Origin of the sequence: Phytopseudomonas straminea (genome assembly GCF_900112645.1) — a bacterium.
Taxonomy (GTDB): Bacteria; Pseudomonadota; Gammaproteobacteria; order Pseudomonadales; family Pseudomonadaceae; genus Aquipseudomonas; species Aquipseudomonas straminea.
Genome location: NZ_FOMO01000002.1, coordinates 16,838 through 32,825 on the forward strand (window position 1 = coordinate 16,838; position 15,988 = coordinate 32,825).

15 protein-coding genes are annotated in these 15,988 nt (G+C 64.5%); 3 read left to right on the forward strand and 12 right to left on the reverse strand.

Translation table 11 applies throughout. The annotated features are described in order from the left end of the window. Window positions 1-435 precede the first annotated feature (435 nt). Window positions 436-723, reverse strand: a complete 288-nt coding sequence (gene ihfB / locus BM279_RS04220; RefSeq protein ID WP_013791075.1) for an integration host factor subunit beta — start codon at window positions 721-723, stop codon at window positions 436-438. Between the two features lie 306 nt (window positions 724-1,029). Here ihfB and BM279_RS04225 point away from each other — a divergent pair, with 306 nt between their 5' ends. Continuing rightward, complete coding sequence (locus BM279_RS04225; protein ID WP_093501293.1) at window positions 1,030-1,266, forward strand: YheU family protein; 237 nt, start codon at window positions 1,030-1,032, stop codon at window positions 1,264-1,266. 71 nt (window positions 1,267-1,337) lie between these two features. Here BM279_RS04225 and BM279_RS04230 read toward each other — a convergent pair whose 3' ends face one another. The 11 genes from BM279_RS04230 to BM279_RS04280 all read right to left on the reverse strand — a co-directional run bounded on the left by BM279_RS04230 (window position 1,338) and on the right by BM279_RS04280 (window position 14,031). Beyond that, complete coding sequence (locus BM279_RS04230) at window positions 1,338-2,867, reverse strand: DHA2 family efflux MFS transporter permease subunit (protein ID WP_093501294.1); 1,530 nt, start codon at window positions 2,865-2,867, stop codon at window positions 1,338-1,340. 1 nt (window position 2,868) lies between these two features. Next, window positions 2,869-4,062, reverse strand: coding sequence for an HlyD/EmrA/EmrK family protein (locus BM279_RS04235; RefSeq protein ID WP_093501296.1), 1,194 nt, complete (start codon window positions 4,060-4,062; stop codon window positions 2,869-2,871). Between the two features lie 9 nt (window positions 4,063-4,071). Further along, on the reverse strand, window positions 4,072-5,517 hold the full coding sequence (locus tag BM279_RS04240; RefSeq protein ID WP_208604525.1) for an efflux transporter outer membrane subunit: 1,446 nt from the start codon (window positions 5,515-5,517) through the stop codon (window positions 4,072-4,074). Then, complete coding sequence (locus tag BM279_RS04245; protein ID WP_093501298.1) at window positions 5,517-5,984, reverse strand: MarR family winged helix-turn-helix transcriptional regulator; 468 nt, start codon at window positions 5,982-5,984, stop codon at window positions 5,517-5,519. The genes BM279_RS04240 and BM279_RS04245 overlap by 1 nt, the downstream gene beginning before the upstream one ends. 287 nt (window positions 5,985-6,271) lie before the next feature. Continuing rightward, a complete protein-coding gene (locus BM279_RS04250; protein ID WP_093501300.1) occupies window positions 6,272-6,940 on the reverse strand; it encodes a nitroreductase in 669 nt (222 codons plus the stop codon). 89 nt (window positions 6,941-7,029) lie between these two features. After that, a complete protein-coding gene (locus tag BM279_RS04255) occupies window positions 7,030-8,031 on the reverse strand; it encodes a TRAP transporter substrate-binding protein (protein WP_093501302.1) in 1,002 nt (333 codons plus the stop codon). 131 nt (window positions 8,032-8,162) lie between these two features. Next, the gene (locus BM279_RS04260) at window positions 8,163-8,987 is read right to left on the reverse strand and encodes an HpcH/HpaI aldolase/citrate lyase family protein (RefSeq protein ID WP_093501304.1); all 825 of its coding nucleotides are present in this window, start codon (window positions 8,985-8,987) and stop codon (window positions 8,163-8,165) included. Window positions 8,988-9,195: 208 nt separating this feature from the next. Beyond that, window positions 9,196-10,398 carry a CaiB/BaiF CoA transferase family protein gene (locus BM279_RS04265; protein WP_093501307.1) on the reverse strand — a complete coding sequence of 401 codons (1,203 nt, stop codon included), beginning with the start codon at window positions 10,396-10,398 and terminating at the stop codon, window positions 9,196-9,198. A 14-nt stretch (window positions 10,399-10,412) separates the two neighbouring features. Beyond that, window positions 10,413-11,765 (reverse strand): MmgE/PrpD family protein, encoded by a 1,353-nt coding sequence (locus BM279_RS04270; protein WP_093501310.1) that lies wholly within the window; start codon window positions 11,763-11,765, stop codon window positions 10,413-10,415. Window positions 11,766-11,964: 199 nt separating this feature from the next. Continuing rightward, window positions 11,965-13,128, reverse strand: coding sequence for an acyl-CoA dehydrogenase family protein (locus BM279_RS04275; protein ID WP_093501312.1), 1,164 nt, complete (start codon window positions 13,126-13,128; stop codon window positions 11,965-11,967). A 75-nt stretch (window positions 13,129-13,203) separates the two neighbouring features. After that, a complete protein-coding gene (locus BM279_RS04280; protein ID WP_093501316.1) occupies window positions 13,204-14,031 on the reverse strand; it encodes an HTD2 family dehydratase in 828 nt (275 codons plus the stop codon). Window positions 14,032-14,159: 128 nt separating this feature from the next. Here BM279_RS04280 and BM279_RS04285 point away from each other — a divergent pair, with 128 nt between their 5' ends. Beyond that, window positions 14,160-15,056, forward strand: coding sequence for a LysR substrate-binding domain-containing protein (locus tag BM279_RS04285; protein ID WP_093501318.1), 897 nt, complete (start codon window positions 14,160-14,162; stop codon window positions 15,054-15,056). A gap of 254 nt (window positions 15,057-15,310) precedes the next feature. Beyond that, window positions 15,311-15,979, forward strand: a complete 669-nt coding sequence (locus BM279_RS04290) for a CsgG/HfaB family protein (RefSeq protein WP_013791755.1) — start codon at window positions 15,311-15,313, stop codon at window positions 15,977-15,979. Window positions 15,980-15,988: the final 9 nt, after the last annotated feature.

Genomic DNA, 15,988 nt, shown 5'->3' on the forward strand with positions numbered 1-15,988 from the left:
ATCCTTTAACGTCTGGCGGGGGATTTTTGAGGGACGTAATGATGCGTTATGAGGCGCATTGAATAAAGAGCCAAGGCATAGAGTGTTTTGTTAAATCTGGGCCTGATCCCCCGGGTATCGCTTCGCTCAACCCAGGCTACAGCGGCTGACTCAAGCTACTGGCCAGGCTCGTGAGCGGAGTGTCATTCGGCAAATCGCGGGCATGGACTGCGCGCACCCGCCTGGCCCCACAACAGGAACCCGAGGATAGATGCTTTGGCGACATCTCTTACGGAGGGACAAAGAAGCCTTGCGGGCTCAAAAGAATTACTTGAAGGAAGAAGTGGAAACTTCACCGCAGCCCGTTGCAGGCTGAGGACTGCGAGCTACTACCACTCGCGTGCCATTGAGTGATCAAAAGGCAACTGACGCGGATGTCAGCACAAGCCAGGAGAATCACTCCTCCTCGTCGTTCACCCGATCACGCAATTCCTTGCCCGGTTTGAAGTGCGGAACGAACTTGCCATCCAGGCGTACCGACTGCCCGGTCTTGGGGTTACGACCGACCCGCGGCGCGCGATAGTGGAGAGAAAAGCTGCCAAAGCCGCGGATCTCGATGCGGTCACCGGTGGCCAGCGCCTGGGACATCTGTTCCAGCATGGTCTTGATGGCCAGCTCGACATCTTTGTTTGAAAGCTGCCCTTGATGGGTGACAATTCTTTCGATCAACTCCGACTTGGTCATACTTTTCCCTTCGTTTTCAAGCGGCTATGTCACTCGATGGAAAAGGTTGTAGCACGCTGATCAGCTTTTGAACAGCCTAAAAAACCATCAACTTCGAAAATGTGGTTGACGTCGTGAATCAATTGTCGTCGTTTCCGGCACATGAACCTAAGTCTTTGACTGAACAGCATTGTTAGCGGGCATGGCGATTCGCTCGCAATGTTGCTGAGCGGCCGCGCACCAACGTGATCAAATACCAGTGAGCACCGTCCAACGAACCTCATGCATCCGTTGGTTAAAAGCCACGCTGCGCCTCAGGAGAAAACCTTGCTGATCCCCGCCAATCTGCTCGAGGCAGATACCCTCACCCGCCTGATCGAAGATTTCGTGACCCGCGACGGCACAGACAATGGTGATGACACACCGCTGCAAACCCGCGTCGAACGCGTGCGGCGCGCGCTGGACAAAGGCGAAGCCGTAATCGTGTTCGATCCGGAAAGCCAGCAGTGCCAGCTGGCGCTGAAACGCGATGTGCCCAGGGAGTGGCTGGAGGATAAGGAGTAAGGAAACCACTGTGGGGCGCTGACCGACCCACGGTTTAACAGTCCTCGGCAAAGCGTCAGCAAGCCCGAGGCTCAATGCCCGCCACCCGACTCCGCCGCGCCCTTGGCCGAGAACGGTGGTTTGGCCAGGTAGATGATCAGGATCAGGCCGAAGAACAGCCAGCCCATCAGGGTGAAGTAGTCCACCGTGGAGAGCATGTAGGCCTGGCTTTCCACCACCCGGTCGATCTGCAGGTAGGCCGATTGCGAGGCGCCGCCGAGCTGTTCCAGGTACTGGTGGGTGGCCGGGTCATAAGCCGTGACGTGCTCGGTCAGCTGGGCGTGATGGTAGATCTCCCGGCGGTGCCAGATCCAGGTGGTCAGCGACGAGGCGAAGCTGCCGCCCAGCACGCGCAGGAAGGTGGCCAGGCCCGAGCCGTCGGCGATGTCCTTGGGTGGCAGGCTGGAGAGCAGGATGCTGGTGGTCGGCATGAAGAACAGCGCGATCCCCAGGCCCATGAACACCTGCACCTCGGCGATGTGCCGATAATCCACCTCGGTGTTGAACGAGGCGCGCATGAAGCACGAGGCGCCGATCACCAAGAACGAGCCGCCGGCCAGCAGGCGCAGGTCGAACTTGTGGGCGTACTTGCCCACCAGTGGCGACAGGAACAGCGGCAGGATGCCGATCGGTGCCGCTGCCAGCCCGGCCCAGATCGGCGTGTAGCCCAGCTGGGTCTGCAGCCATTGGGGCAGCAGCAGGTTGATGCCGAAGAAGCCCGAGTAGCCGAGCACCAGGGCCAGGGTACCGAAGGTGAAGTTGCGGTACATGAACAGGCGCAGGTTAATGATCGGGTGCTTGTCGGTCAGCTCCCAGATCACCAGCGCGATCAGCGACACCACCGAAATCGCGGTGCCGATCTGGATGAAGGTCGACTCGAACCAGTCCAGGTCGTTGCCCTTGTCGAGCACCACCTGCAGCACGCCGACGCCGAGCACCAGCAGCATCAGCCCGACGTAGTCGATGGGCTGGTGCTCGGTGGTTTCCGGGCGGTTGCGCATCTGCGCCCAGACCACCAGGGTGGCGAGAATGCCGATCGGTACGTTGATGAAGAAGATCCACGGCCAGCTGTAGCTGTCGGTGATCCAGCCACCGGCGATCGGCCCGATGATCGGCGCCACCACCGTGACCATCGCCAGCAACGCCAGGGCCATGCCCCGTTTGGCGCTGGGAAAGATCGCCAGCAGCAACGTCTGCGCCATCGGGTACAGCGGCCCGGCGACCAGCCCCTGCAGGGCACGGAACACCACCAGCTCAGGCATCGAGCGGGCGATGCCGCACAGGAACGAGGTGATCACGAACAGCACCACCGCGGCGAGGAACAGTTTCACCTCGCCGAAGCGCCGCGCCAGCCAGCCGGTCAGCGGCAAGGCGATGGCGTTGCATACGGCGAACGAGGTGATCACCCAGGTGCCCTGCTCCGAACTGACACCCAGGTTGCCGGAGATGGTCGGCAGGGCGACGTTGGCGATGGTGGTGTCGAGCACCTGCATGAAGGTCGCCAGGGAGATGCCGATGGTGGCCAGCAGCATGCTGGCCGGGCGGAAATTGGCGTCGCTCATGTCAGCCCTGCTTCGCCGGCGTGGCGTTGGCGCTCTGCGGGCCGTTGTCGTGGATGATGCGCTCGATCAGCACGTCGGCCTGGCCCAGCGGGGCGTCGTACACCGCGGTGCTGAAGCGCGCGTCCTTGGGCATCTGGTTGGTCAGCTGGGCGCCGCTCTGGTCATGCAGGTCGACGGTCACCGTGGTGGACAGGCCGATGCGCAGCGGGTGCTTGTCCAGCGCCTCGTCTTCCAGGCGGATGCGCACCGGCAGGCGCTGCACGATCTTGATCCAGTTGCCGCTGGCGTTCTGCGCCGGAAGCAGCGAGAAGGCGCTGCCGGTACCGACGCCAAGGCTTTCCACGTGGCCCTGGTAGGTTACGTCATCGCCGTACAGGTCGGCCTCGACGGTCACCGGCTGGCCGATGCGCATCTCGCGCAGCTGGGTTTCCTTGAAGTTGGCGTCGATCCACACCTCATGCAGGGGTACCACGGCCATCAGCGCGGTACCGGGCTGGATGCGTGCCCCCAGCTGCACGGAACGGCGCGCCACGTAGCCGCTGACCGGCGCCACTAGGGTGCTGCGGGCGTTGTTGAGGAACGCCTGACGCAGCTGCGCGGCGGCGCTCTTCACGTCCGGGTGTGAGGCGATCACGGTGTCGTCGACCAGTGCCTGGTTGGTGTCGAGTTGCTGCTGGGCAGAGGTCAGGGCGCTCTGTGCGCTGTTCAGGGTGTCCTGGGCATGGGCCAGCTCTTCACGGGAGATCGCGCCCTTGCCAGCCAGCGTCACGCGGCGCTGGTAGTCGGCCTTGGCACGCTGCACGTCGATCTTGCGAGAGGCCACCTGGGCCTTGTAGCTGTCGACGTTGCTGTACAACCCGCGCACCTGGCGCACGGTACGCGCCAGGTTGGCCTCGGCGCTCTGCTGGGCCACTTCAGTATCGGCCGGGTCGAGCCAGACCAGGGGCTGGCCGGCTTCGACATAGTCACCGTCATCCACGGCGATACGGGTGACAGTGCCGGTGATCTGCGGGGTGATCTGCACCAGGTTGCCACCGACGTAGGCGTCGTCGGTTTCTTCATAGAAGCGCCCGTACAGCTCGTGGTAGGCGAAGATGGCCGCGCTGACCAGAACAACGATAAGGCCCAGGCCCAGCAACAGACGTTTGCGCTTGCCCGAATTCGGGTTGGCGGAGGTGGCTTGAGAGTCGGTCATGGCGAGTACTCAGCGTGCGGAAGTGGATGATTGAGCAGGCGCTTCGAAGCCGCCGCCCAGGGCCTGCATCAGCAGCACCGAGGCGTCGATACGCTCGGCACGCAGGCTGGCCAGTTGTCGTTCGTTCTGCAGCAGCTGTTGCTCGACGCTCAGCGCGTCGAGGTAATTGCCGATGCCATCGGCGTAGCGCTGCATGGCGATGTCGTAAGAGCTGCGGGCGATGTCACGGGCCCGTTGCTGCTGGGCGATCTGCTGCTCCAGAGAGCGAATGCGGTTGATGCCGTCAGCGATATCGCCCAGCGCACCGACCAGGGTCTGGTTGTACTGGGCCACGGCTACGTCGTAGTCGGCGTTACGCCCGGCCAGCGCGGCGCGGCGCGCGCCACCGTCGAAGATTGGCAGGCTAAGCGCCGGGCCAATATTGAAGAAACGGCTAGCGCCACCGAAAACGGCGTCCCCTAGCAGTGACTTGCTGCCGGCCGCCACACTCAGGTTGAGGTTGGGATAGAAGTCGGCTTTGCTGGCGGCGATGTCCTTGGTGGCCGCTTCGACGCGCCAGCGCGCGGCGACCAGATCTGGGCGACGGCCGAGCAGTTCGGCGGGCACGTTGGCCGGCAGGCTCATGGCATCCGGGGCAATCAGCTGCGGACGCGGTAGCGTGTCCCCACGATCCGGGCCCTGGCCAAGCATCACTGCCAGACGAATGCGCGCGCTGTCGACCGTTTGATTGGCGGCGGTCAGGCTGGCTTCGGCGGCGGCTTCCAGGCTCTGAGTCTGCTGCAGTTGGTATTCGCTATCCAGGCCCGCATCGACCCGACTGCGCGCCAGATCGAGCATGTCGCGGCTGCGTTTGAGGTCCTGCTCGGCCAGATCACGGGTGGCGTAGGCCAGACCGAGGTCGTTGTAGGCGCGGGTCACTTCGGCGGCCAAGGTCAGGCGCGCGCCCTGCTGGTCCACCTCGCCGGCACGGGCACGGCCCAGGGCCGCTTCCCAGGCGGCACGATCACCGCCCCACAAGTCGAAGTGATAGCCACCTTCCAGCGACAGGCTACGCAAGGTGCTATAGCGCCGCCCCTGCCCGCTGGGGTCGTCGACCCGTGCCAGGCGCGAGCGGGTGACGCCGGCATTGGCATCCAAGGTCGGCTGGCGTTGCGCATCGGCGGCCAGCACGGCGGCATTGGCCTGGCGCGCACGGGCATCGGCGACCTGTAGGTCCGGATTGCTGCGCAGGGCTTCTTCGATCAGCGCATTGAGCTGTGGATCGCCCAGGCGGTTCCACCAGTCGCTGGCCGGCCAAGCCGCCGTCGACAGGTTGCCCGTGAAGGTATGTCCTTGCAGGCTGGCGGCGTCGAGGGTGTGGCCTTCGGTGTGCAGGCCGTCCTGGGAGGCACAGGCAGCCAGCAACAAGGCGCTGAAAAGCAGGGATAAAGGCGTACGCAACGGCATGGTGTTCATCATTCTCCTGGCAGCTCTGGCAAGGCGTCGGCGGCCATCAGCATCTTTTTCATCAGGCGTTGGAATTCGTCGAGTTCGGCGCGGGTCAGGCAGCCGGTCAGCTCGTTGGTGGCGTCGGCGGCGATCTGCGGCACTCGCACGCCCAGGGCTTCGCCGACTTCAGTCAACGTGAGGCGAACTTGGCGGCGGTCTTCATGGCTGCGCTCGCGGGTGAGCAGACCTTTCTGCTCCAGGCGGTCGAGCATGCGGGTCATCGCCCCGCTGTCGAGGCTGAGCAGCCTCACCAGATCGGCGGGCGTGCTGACCCGACTTTGGCTGATCAACAGCACCACCTTGAATTGCGCGGCGGTTACGCCGTGATCCACCAGGTGGCGTTCCAGCAGGCGATCCTTGAGCTGATTGGTCAGCGCGATCAGGTGGCCGGGTGAGTGCTGCAGCGAAAAATGTTCGCGGTCGAAATGCGGCATCGGCAATTACCTGCCCAGGCAGTGAATGCCATGCAGGTTACTGCCCAGGCAGCGATCAGCCCAATTACATTTTGTAATACTCGACATTAACGACAGACATACTTTGAAATAATCAGCGGTAGGAGACTGACTCTCGGGTATGGGGCGGGTTCAGGGGATTTATGTAGCCGAGGGTTGAGCGCGAGATCGTTCCCGGGTTTCGCAGGCTCAACCCGACTATGGTCGGTAACCTGGCGTCGAGCGAAGCGACACCCGGGGTTACTTCAGTTCTGGTCGCTCTTCCCTGCTCACTCCAGAAAAGTGCAGAACGCTTCCAGCGGCAGCCGTTCGCTGACCAGTCGATTGACCGGCGCTTCGGTGTCGGAATAGCCCACGGCAATGGCGCAGTGCAGCATGCGTTCGGCCGGGAGCTGCAGAAACTCTTCGACGCTGCGGTGATAACGCGCCCAGCAGGCCTGCGGGCAGCTGTCCAGGCCGTGCTCTTTGAGCAGCAGCATCAGACTCTGTTGGTACATGCCAAGATCGGCCCACTGCCCTGGCCCCATGCAACGGTCGACCGAGAAGAACAACGCACAGGGCGCCTCGAAAAAACGGAAGTTGCGGGCGAACCAGGCCAGGCGTGCGGGTTTGTCTTCGCGGCCGATGCCCAACAGCCCATACATCTGCTCGCCCACCTCGAATCGCGAGGTGCGGTAAGGCTCCTGCAGGGGCTGCGGGTAAACCTGATAATCCGCCGGATCGGGCTCCGGATCGCTCGTCAGCCGCTCGGCGATATGTGCGACGAAACGCTTCAGCGCATCGCCCTGCAGCATATGAATGCGCCAGGGCTGCAGGTTGCCACTGGAGGGCGCCCGCGCCGCCAGTTCCAACAGCTCGCGCAGCAAGGCCGGCGGCACTGGCCGGTCGAGAAAGGCGCGAACACTACGACGCTCACGCAAAGCCTGGCTGACCTTCATTGGCGCTCCTCGCTCTCAATCGATGCCCATCAAAACAAAGGCCGCCTCCCGAGGGAAGCGGCCCGTGTTTCGACCGATTCAACCTTTCATCACTGCGCCTGATTGGACGCCTCGGCCGCCTTGATCAGGCCGGCGCCGATCTCGCCCTCGAACTTCTTCCAGACCGGGCGCATGGCTTCGCGCCACTTCTCGCGCTGCTCCGGGGTCAGCTCGATGATCTCGCTGGTACCAGCCTTGACGATGGCTGAGCGGGCTTCCTTGTTGAGGTCGTCGGCCTGGCGGTTCACCTCGGCGGTGACCTCGACCATGACCTTGTCCAGCTCGCTGCGCACGTCTTCCGGCAGGCCGTTCCAGAACTTGGTGTTGGTGATCACCATGTAATCGATCAAACCGTGGTTGGATTCGGTGAAGAACGGCTGCACCTCATGGACCTTCTGGCTGAAGTAGTTCGACCAGGTGTTCTCGGTGCCGTTGACCACACCGGTCTGCAGGCCCTGGTAGACCTCGGCGAAGCTCATCTTGCGCGGCGCGGCGCGCAGCACCTTGAACTGCTCGTCGAGCACCGCCGATGCCTGCACCCGGAACTTCAGGCCACGAGCATCCTTGGGCTCGTGCATCGCCTTGTTCGACGAAAGCTGCTTGAGGCCGTTGTGCCAGTAGGCCAGGCCGGTGATGCCCTTGCCTTCCATGCTGGCCAGCAGCGCCTTGCCCTGCTCACTGGCCTGGAAGCGGTCGACCGCCTCCATGTTGTCGAACAGGAACGGCAGGTCGAAGATCTGGATAGGCTTGGCGTAATGCTCGAACTTGGCCAACGACGGCGCCAGCAACTGCACGTCACCGAGCAGCAGCGCCTCCATCTCCTTGCCATCGCCGAACAGCGACGAGTTCGGGTAGACCTCGACCTTGACCCGTCCCGGCAGGCGCTCTTCGGCCAGCTTCTTGAACATCAGCGCGCCCTGCCCCTTGGGCGTGTGTTCGGCGACCACATGGGCGAACTTGATGCTGATGGGCGCCGAGTCGGCGGCGTGCGCACCCCCGGCTACGGAGACGGCGACAGCGCAGACCAGCGCCTTGAGGGAAAGCTTGAGCATGGGTGTACCTCATCTTGTTTTTGTAAGTAGGTAGTGAACGTGCTGATTGCCTGTTTACAACGCGCCGCAGGGGCGCGGAATTCGTGATTGTGCAAAGCCGCGTTCGGCAGTACCGAACGCGGTCCGAGGGATCAGCCCGTGCCGCCGGCCCGCGCGACGATGCGCCGGGCGCGCCCGACCACCGGCGCGTCGACCATCTGGCCATCGACCACGAACACACCGTCACCGCCCTCACCGGCCTGCAGCACCCGGCGCGCCCAGTCGAGTTCCTGTGCCGAGGGCGCCAGGGCCTGGTGCACCACGGCGACCTGGCTGGGGTGGATGCACAGCAGGCCGCCAAAGCCCATGTCGCGGGCGTCACGGCTGGCGCGGTGGAGGCCGGCCTGATCCTGAATCGCCGGGAACACGCTATCGAGCGGCGCCGCCAGATTGGCCAGGCGGCTGTGCAGCAGGATTGCGTAGCGGGCCTGATCGAGCAGGCGCTCGGCCGCCGCGGTGCCGCTGTTGAGGCCGAGGTCGAGGCCCAGGTCCAGGCCGCCGAAAGACAACCGTTCGACGCCTGGTGCCGCGGCGATGGCCGGCAGTTCGTGCAGGCCACGGGCGCTTTCGATGATCGGCCAGACCGGTTTGCCGGCCTCGCCGACGCGAGCCACTTGCGCGGCACTTTCCACCTTGGGCAGCAACACGCCGATCACCCCGCCATGGCGTTGGCACAGCTCGATATCGGCGGCGTGGCCGGGGTGTTCAGGGGAATTGATGCGCACCAGCAGGCGCGCCTCCGGGTTACCCGCCAGAAAGCGCTCGAGGTTGTCCCGCGCTTCGACCTTGAGGCTTTCCTGCACCGCGTCCTCGAGGTCGACGATGACCACGTCGGCGCTGCTGGCGAGGGCCTTGGGGATGCGCTCGGGCCGTGAGGCGGGAACGAAGAGCGCGGTACGAATGATCTGTCTGGTCATTGAAGCTGATCCCTGACGTGAATTTGAATGAACAAAGGGAGCTGCTGGGCGATAGCTGGCGGTTGGAAGGCAGAAGAGGAAATCGGGCGCCGCCGTTTTTTGTAGGAGGGGCTTTAGCCCCGAGCTCTTTGCTCGCTAATAAAGCTCGGGGCTAAAGCCCCTCCTACGATTTACGCGACCGTCCGCCTTCACCAAAAACCGACCAACCTCAAACCACCCCGCTCACCTTCAATCCTGCTATCTGCGCCTCGCCATAACCCAGCTCGGCGAGCAAGGCGTCGGTGTGCTCGCCGAGCGCTGGCACGGGGTCCATGCGTGGGGCAAAGGCGCTGTTGCTGCCCGGCGGCAGCAGCGCGGGCAAGCTGCCGGCAGGGCTGGCGACCTGGCGCCAGCGGTTGCGGGCCTTGAGCTGCGGATGGGCCCAGACGCCGGCCATGTCATTGACGTGGGCATTGGCGATCTGCGCCTGTTCCAGCCGCTCGATGACTTGCTCGGCACTCAGCGCCGCGAAGGTCTCGACGATGATGCCGCGCAGCACCTCGCGGTTGGCCGAGCGTTTGAAATTGGCTGAAAAACGCTCGTCGCCTGCCAGCTCGGGCTGCAACAGCACCCGCTCGCAGAACGCCTGCCACTCCCGTTCGTTCTGCAGGCCGAGCATCACCGTGCCGCCATCACCGGCAGGGAACGGGCCGTAGGGATAGATGGTCGAGTGGGCGGCCCCGGCACGCGGCGGCGGCGTGGCACCGTCGTACGCGTAATACAGGGGATAACCCATCCACTCGACCAGGCTCTCGAGCATGCTCACGTCGATGCGGCTGCCCAACCCGGTCTTGCCGCGCAGCAGCAGGGCCGAAAGGATATTGCTATAGGCATACATGCCTGCGGCGATATCGGCGATGGAACAACCGGCCTTGGCCAGCTGGTCGTCACCCGCGCCGCCGGTCACCGACAGGAAGCCGCCCTCGCTCTGGATCAGCAGGTCATAGGCCTTCTTCTTCTCGTAGCTGCCGCCCTCACCGTAGCCGGAAATGTCGCAGACGATCAGCTTCGGGAATCGCGCATGCAACTTGTCGAACGACAGCCCCATGCGTGCCGCCGCACCCGGCGCAAGGTTCTGCACCAGCACATCGGCCTTGGCCAGCAGGCTGTCGAGCACGTCGCTGGCATCGCCCTGCTTGAGGTCCAGGGTCAGGCTTTCCTTGGAGCGGTTGGTCCATACGAAGTGGGAGGCCAGGCCGTTGACGCGTTCGTCGTAGCCGCGGGCGAAGTCGCCGCTGCCCGGCCGCTCGACCTTGATCACCCGAGCGCCCATGTCGGCGAGTTGGCGGGTGCAGAACGGCGCGGCGATGGCATGTTCCAGGCTGACCACGGTGATGCCGTCCAGTGGCCGGGGTTGTTGTGCGTTGTTCATATGCGCGTCCTCGGTCAAGCCAGGTTGCTCAGGTCGTCGGTCTCGCGCAGGCGCCAGACCCTGGCGATCAGCTCGCCCGCCTCATCGCTGCCACGTTTGCCGGCAAAGGCCAGCAGGCGGCGGAACTTGTCTTCCAGCTCGGTGCGGCTGAGGGTGTTGCCCGGATCGCCCTTGGGCTCGTCGATGGCGCCATGCAGGGTGCGACCATCGGTGGTGACCACCTCGACGCGCCCCAGCCAGCGCGCCGGATAGGCGCCGTCCACTTCGGGGTCGAGACGCATGCTGACCTTGTCGCGAAACGCGGCGACGTCCGCATCGCTCAGCGCCAAGTTGGCGAACTCGGTGAGCTGCGCCTTGCCATGCACGGCGATCAGGCCGAGCACGGTGCCCATGGAGAACTTGGCCTGGTGCACGGTCTGCGGCACCACCACACGCCCGAGCACGTCGATGGCGCCCTGATGCACATGGGTGATGACCTTGGCGATATCGCCATGGCGCAGGCCTTCGCGCTGCATGAGATCGAGCAGCGCATCGGCGGCCGGATGGGTATGCCGGCAGGAGGCGTGGAACTTGAATGAGGTCTCGACCAGCGCCCAGCGGCTGCCGAGGCGATCCGACAGCTTGCCAGGCTTGGCATCACTGGACATGCCGGCGGCCATGCCCTGCTCGCCCTCGAGAATGTTCTGCGCACCGGTCAGGCCCTGGGCGGTGAAGTACGCGGCCAGCAGGCCATCGGCGGCGGCCTTGGCGGTGTGCAGTTGCTTGGAGTCGGCGGCGTCGCGCAGGAACTCCCACAGCCCGGCGGCCTGGGTGGCGGCATTGCCGAGCAGATGCACGAACTGCTTCTGGTCGAAGTTCAGCAACTTGCCCACGGCCACGGCGGCGGCCAGGGTGCCGACCGTCGCCGTGGTGTGGAAGATGCGGTAGTGCGAGCGGCCAAGGAATTCGCCGATGCGGATGCCCGCCTCGTAGCCGGCCACCGAGGCCAGCAGCAGCTCGCGGCCGGATTTGCCGAGATCCTGCGCTGCCGCCAGGGCCGCCGGAAAGACCACGGTGGCCGGGTGCAGCACCGAGCTGTTGTGCAGGTCGTCCTGCTCCACCAGGTGCGACGACGCACCGTTGACCAGGGCGGCGAAGTACGCCGAGGTGCCGCGCCCGTTGACCAGAATGCGCGCCGGGCCATCGGCCGGGCCCATCTTCTGCGCATAGGCTTCGAACAGCGGAATCGGCCGCGCGCCTTCGCTGGCCAGGGCCGAGCCAAGCCAGTCGAGGAACAGGTCTTCGGTGCGATCCAGTACGTAGTCAGGCAGATCGCCGTAACGCAGCTCGGCGAGGAATTTGGCGAGCTGTTGAGTATTAGTGCTCATAAGCCGCTCCCAGGAGTCTGCTTATGAGCTCGCGAGCTAGAGCCAGGCAATACCGATGGCGGCCCCGCGTAAGCGGGCGAGGAACGGACTGGGCTCGCACCCGAGTTTACGAGTTGTAAATGAGCATTCGACCGGGCTGGCGATCCAGCCCGGTTACAACGCGGCATGGCCGACGCGCAGCAGTTCATAAGTAGGCTCCTCAAAAGCTGCGCGGCAGTTTGAGCAGATGCTCGGCCACGTAGGACATGATCAGGTTGGTGGAGATCGGCGCCACCTGGTACAGGCGGGTCTCGCGGAACTTGCGCTCGACGTCGTATTCGTTGGCGAAGCCGAAGCCGCCGTGGGTCTGCAGGCAGGCGTTGGCCGCCGCCCAGGAGGCTTCCGCCGCCAGGTACTTGGCCATGTTGGCGCTGGCCCCGGCGTTCTCGCCGCGGTCGTATTGCTCGCAAGCGCGCCAGCGCATCAGGTCGGCGGCCTCCACTTCGATGTGGGCCTTGGCGATGGGAAATTGCACGCCCTGGTTCTGACCGATCGGGCGGCCGAACACCACGCGATCACGGGCATAGGCACTGGCCTTCTCGATGAACCAGCGACCATCGCCGATGCATTCGGCAGCGATCAGCGTACGCTCGGCGTTGAGGCCATCGAGGATGTAGCGAAAGCCCTTGCCCTCTTCGCCGATCAGGCTGCTGGCGGGAATTTCCAGGTTGTCGAAGAACAGCTCGTTGGTTTCGTGGTTGACCATGTTGGCGATCGGCTGCACGGTCAGGCCGCGGCCGATGGCCTCGCGCAGGTCGACCAGGAAGATCGACATGCCCTCGGATTTCTTCTTCACCTCGGCCAGCGGCGTGGTGCGCGCCAGCAGGATCATCAGGTCGGAGTGCTGGATGCGCGAGATCCACACCTTCTGGCCGTTGATCACGTACTTGTCGCCCTGGCGCACGGCGGTGGTCTTGATCTTGGTGGTGTCGGTGCCGGTAGTGGGCTCGGTCACGCCCATGGACTGCAGGCGCAGCTCGCCGCTGGCCAGCTTGGGCAGGTAGTAGCTTTTCTGCGCGTCGCTGCCGTTACGCAGCAGGGTGAACATGTTGTACATCTGCCCGTGGATGGTGCCGGAGTTGCCGCCGCAGCGGTTCACTTCCTCGAGGATTACCGACGCCTCGGCCAGGCCCAGGCCGGAGCCGCCGTATTCTTCCGGGATCATCGCCGATAGCCAGCCGGCTTCGGTCATGGCACTGACGAAGGCCTCGGGAAAGCCCTTCTCCTCGTCGATCTTGCGCCAGTATTCGGCCGGGAATTCGGCGCACAGGCCACGTACGCCTTCGCGGATGAAATTCAGTTCTTCGCTCTGCTGCGGGGTCATCTCAGTTCCTCGATTCTTGTTATTTTCGCGGCCGATAGCGGCGGATCGGTGAAACGTGATCCACCCTCGGCTCGATCATTCGAATTCCACTTCGGCCTGCTGGGCCATGCCCGCGGCATTACCCGCCCACAACTGCGCCCTGCCCGGCTCATCGACTCGCCCGGCCACCTCGAAGGGTTCGGGCGCAACCAGCGGGCGAAGGCCGCGGTAGGCGAAACGGCGCAGCCGCGCCTGGGGCTGGGCTCGGCAGAACGCGCGCAGGTTGAGGGTGGCGATCAGCGGACCATGCACCACCAGGCCGGCGTAACCTTCGGTTTCGGTGACGTAGGGCCAGTCGTAATGGATGCGATGGCCGTTGAAGGTCACCGCGCTATAGCGAAACAGCAGCGTCGGGCTCGGCACCACGCCTTCGCGCCAGTCACCGGCTGGCAGCGCTTCGCCGGCACCGCCCTTGGGTGGGCTCGGCTCGCGGTAGACGATGTCCTGTTCCTCGCGGATCGCCAGTTCGCCGTCCTGCAGGTAATCGTGCTGCACGGTGACGAACAGCAGCGCGCCGGTGCGCCCGTGCTTTTCTTCGATGTGCTTGATGGTCGAGACCCGGGTGGCCTCGCCGCCGACCCGCAGGGGCGCGATGAACTCGACGCGCCCTCCGGCCCACATGCGATTGCGGTTGTCCGCCGGTGGCAGGAAGCCGCCGCGTGCCGGGTGCCCGTCGCCGCCCAGGCCGCTCTCGGCGATGGGCTCCTGGAAGAATGCCCAATGCCAGAGCGGCGGTAGCGCCTCGCCATGGGCGGGGGTGTCCTCGCCCAGGGTCGCGGCGATGCGCTTGACCAGGTTGCGGCTCAGTTGATCGTGGGCTTCTTCGGTGCGGCCGATCCAGGCTGCGAAGGCAGAGTCACTCATGGTCGATCCCGGCTTGTTCTTGGAGTGCAGGCAGCATGCAATCCGATGAACGTTCCGAGAATCCGCATTTATTTAAGCCGGCGTTCGGCTATGCTGAACGCCATTTTCCAACCTGCCCCAGAGCCGCCATGCACTTCGACCTGCCGGATTTGCGCCTCTTCATCCATATCGCCGAGTCGCCGAGCCTGACCCAGGGCGCACGCCGTGCCTCCCTGTCGCCGGCGGCGGCCAGCGCGCGCATCAAGGCGCTGGAAGGCCAGCTGGATACTCGCCTGCTCTATCGCGATAGCCGCGGTGTGGAGCTGACGCCAGCCGGCCAGCGCCTGCTGCAGCACGCGCGACTGATCATGCGCCAGGTCGATTACCTGAAAAGCGAGTTCACCGAATACGGCAGCGATTCGGCCGGGCATATCCGCATCTTCGCCAACACCACGGCGGTGACCGAATTTCTCCCCGAGGTACTGGCTGGCTTCCTCGCCGAGCGCCCCGGCGTGACGGTGGATCTGCAGGAACGCCTGAGCCGCGATATCGTCCGCGGCGTGCTCGACGGCGGTGCCGATCTGGGCATCATCGCAGGCCCGGTGGAAGCGGCCGGCCTGCAGGTGCTGCACTTCAGCACCGACCGTCTGGTGCTGGTGGTGCCGGAGGGCCACCCGCTGGCCGGCCGCGAACGCGTCAGCCTGCGCGATACGCTGCAGTACCAGCACATCGGCCTGCACGACGGCAGCACCCTGCTGACCTTTTTGCGCGAGCATGTCGAGACCCTGGGCGGCACCCTGTCGCTGCGCATCCAGATGTCCAGCTTCGAAGCCATCTGCCGCATGGTAGAGGCCAACGTCGGCATCGGCATCATCCCCGAGTCCGCCGCCAGCCGGCACCGTCGCACCATGAAACTGCACACCATCGAACTCGACGAGCCCTGGGCCGTGCGCGAACGCAGCATGCTGGTACGCGATCTCGAAGCCCTGCCGGGCAGCGTGCGGGCGTTGATCGCCACGTTGCTGCCGGAATCGACGGCGGGCTGATTGATCACGCCAGACACGACGCGAAGCCGATCACACCTGTGGTCGGCATTGCTGGCAAAACGCCTTGTCGATCATTAGAATCGTCGCCGCAGGAAGCACCCCGCACCCGTCCAGGGTCAGCGTCATGGATAGACTCACCTAAGCGCTTCGCGCCGCCCGCGCGAAGCCATCCCATGCGTCATACCTCGTGAACGTGCCCGGCTGACTCCTGCCCGTTACAGGCTCGCCCTGCCCACTCTGCAAACGAGATTCGTATGAACAAGATGATTACCGCTGGCCTCGCAGGCATGCTCGTGCTGCTCGCCGGCTGCGCCACCGAAAGCTCGCGCACGCTGGAAGTCGCCAAGGTCAACACCGCCACCAGCCAATACAGCGGCCCGCGCAGCCCGATCGCCGTCGGCAAGTTCGACAACCGCTCCAGCTACCTGCGCGGCATTTTCAGCGACAGCGTCGACCGCCTTGGCGGGCAGGCCAAGACCATCCTGATCACCCACCTGCAGCAGTCCAACCGCTTCAACGTGCTCGATCGCGACAACCTCAGCGAACTGCAGCAGGAGTCGGGCTTCTCCAAGCAGGCTCAGCAGATCAAGGGCGCCAACTTCGTGGTCACCGGTGACGTGACCGAGTTCGGCCGCAAGGAAGTCGGCGACCACCAGCTGTTCGGCATCCTCGGCCGCGGTAAACAGCAGATCGCCTACGCCAAGGTGAACCTCAACATCGTCGATGTCGCCACCTCCGAAGTGGTGTACTCCAGCCAGGGCGCCGGCGAATACGCACTGTCGAACCGCGAGATCATCGGCTTCGGCGGCACCGCCAGCTACGACTCCACCCTCAACGGCAAGGTCCTCGACCTGGCGATTCGCGAGGCCGTCAACAAACTGGTCAGCGGCGTCGACAGCGGCGCCTGGCGCCCGGTCAAGTGAGCGAGGAGC